The organism is Micromonospora sp. BS32, from assembly GCF_059089345.1.
In genome coordinates, this window is sequence record NZ_JBSSHR010000047.1 from 1 (window position 1) to 2,318 (window position 2,318).

The 2,318-nt window shown below is 60.8% G+C and carries 2 protein-coding genes; both read left to right on the forward strand.

Translation table 11 applies throughout. The features are described 5' to 3' along the window. Nucleotides 1-1,030 (forward strand): hypothetical protein (locus AC5RWQ_RS30125; protein ID WP_494285986.1); only part of this gene is annotated, 1,030 nt, incomplete at its 5' end. A gap of 71 nt (nucleotides 1,031-1,101) precedes the next feature. Next, nucleotides 1,102-1,800 carry a hypothetical protein gene (locus AC5RWQ_RS30130; RefSeq protein ID WP_494285987.1) on the forward strand — a complete coding sequence of 233 codons (699 nt, stop codon included), beginning with the start codon at nucleotides 1,102-1,104 and terminating at the stop codon, nucleotides 1,798-1,800. Nucleotides 1,801-2,318: the final 518 nt, after the last annotated feature.

A 2,318-nucleotide genomic window follows, 5' to 3' on the forward strand; every position in this document is an offset into this window, starting at 1 on the left:
CAGTCCCAGACTCTCCGTGATTTACGGTGCATCGGACACTGGGAAGTCCTTCGTTGTAGACGCCATCGACTACATGCTAGGAGCGTCTAACCTCAAGAATATACGCGAGGCCGAAGGTTATACCGATGTATTGCTGGGCATCCAAAGTGACGAAACTTCTTTCACCCTGGTTCGCGAGGTTTCCGGCGGACCGTTCCGCGTCTATAGCTCCCTGGTCCGAGAAATTCCCCCCTACCTGCCCGATTTGGTTCTTGGGGCAAGACATGTCAAGGGCAAAGCGGCCACGATATCGAATTACCTTCTGCAACTCCTTGATTTGGATGGCCGGGTGCTGCGGAAGAACGCACGCAACGAGGTCGTCTCTCTTAGCTTGCGAAACGTGGCCCGCCTGTGCTTGATCCATGAAGGAGAGATGGTCGCCGTAAAGCCGCCCATCTTCTCGGGGCAGTACGTCAATAAGACGGTCGAACTGTCCACGTTCCGCCTCATGCTTGAAGGGGAGGACGATTCAAGTCTTCCGTCGGCAGAACCTTCGGACGAGGCGCGTAGGATCAGCAAAGGGAAGTTTGAAGTACTACAGCAAGTCCTCCGTGACTTGTCTGCGAGCGTCGAGAACCAGCCGCTTCCCCAGGAGCTGAATCGACAGCTTGCGCTCCTTAACGCCTCACTGGAAGAACACAGTCGGTCCGTTGAAGATATCGTGTCTGAACGGGACGCTCTTGTGGCGCGGCGGGCAGACTTGGCGCTGGAGCAGCAGACGCTTTTGCATCGGACGCGACAGATGCGCGGCCTAATCGCTCGCTTCGACCTACTGCGCTCGCAGTATGAATCAGATCTGGCACGATTGGCTACGGTCCAAGAGGCGGGAAGTCTCCTCGGGTTCTTTCGATCCGAGGTGTGCGTTTTCTGTGGAGCAGAGTCAGAACACCAGAATCCGCCCGGACATGCGATAACTGAAGCCGCAAATTTCGCGCTATCAATCGCCGCCGAAGCAGAGAAGACAACTGAACTGCTGGACTGGACGATCTGACTCGTACCATCTCGGACTTAAACGATCAACTGTCGGCCGCTGAGGCTGATCTAATCCCGGCCGCAAACCGGGTGGAGCTTAGCGATCGGGATATTCGCGAGGTCGAAGAGCAACTTCGTCCGCAACAAGCCGTTGCGGCAGAGATGTACAGCAAGAAATCGGCGATTGAGCAGCTACTGAACAACTACGCCCAGATCGAGCGCATCGAGGCTCTTGCGCAAACATTCGAACCAGCGCCTACCGAGAGGCCATCGGCTCCCAGGCGATGGCCAAGCACTGCGGTTCTTAACGACTTCTGTAGTACGGTCGCGACTATCTTGTCCGCTTGGGGCATTCCGCAGGACGGTCCCGTCTTAATTGACCAAGAGGCTGAAGACCTAGTGATCGATGGGAAGCCTCGGGCGAGCCGCGGGAAGGGCATGAGATCGATCCTCCATGCTGCTTTTACACTCGGCCTAGCCGAGTACTGCATAGAGCGAGAGTTGCAGCATCCTGGGTTCGTCGTTCTTGACTCCCCGCTTGTCACGTATCGTGAGCCAGACAGCGTGGTGGAGGACGTGGATGAGGGTGAGGAGTTCGTGACTCCCGATGTCGCGTCCGCGTTCTACCGCTACGTCGACACAGAGTTCGACGGGCAGGCCATCATTATCGAGAACACGACTCCGCCGTCGGAACTTTCCGAGACGGCCGACGTCCTCTTCTTCACCAAGCTTGCCGACTTTGGTCGCTATGGCTTCTTCCCGTTGAAAGGCGGCGGGAACGGAGACTGAGCCGGCGCGTTGGTGCTCCTGGTTGGCTGGGACAAGGTGCGCGGAATCTCCGCTTAGTCGCGCTCAGGTCAACCAAAGCGGATCCGCGTCCAAGAGCCATCACGCCATCCCGTATGCCGCCGACCCGCCCTTCTGGGGAGCGGGCCGCCGCTCGGCTCGCCACGTCAAGCGGGCCTTGACGCTCGTTCGGACGCTGGCGAGCCGGGCGGTGGTCTGCTCGGCTCGCCCGGGTCGGTGGCATACGGGATGGTCCACCGCAACCACCCTCGGACCGCGACCAGCCAGCGGTACCCCGACCATCCTGGAGTCGTTGTGCCCCCGCCGGAGGCGCAGTAGGTGCAACCCCGCGACCGCCGCCAGCTCGCCGGCGCGGCCGGCGTGCGCTCCCCTACGGCGCGCGGGCTCGTGGCCGCGCGGCCCGGCCGGCTGCCGGCCCACCACCCTCACCCGCCAACGGCCTATCGTTCTGCGGCGGCCCTCCGGGCTCCCGCCTTCCGCGCCAGCCGCCGGGCGTCAGG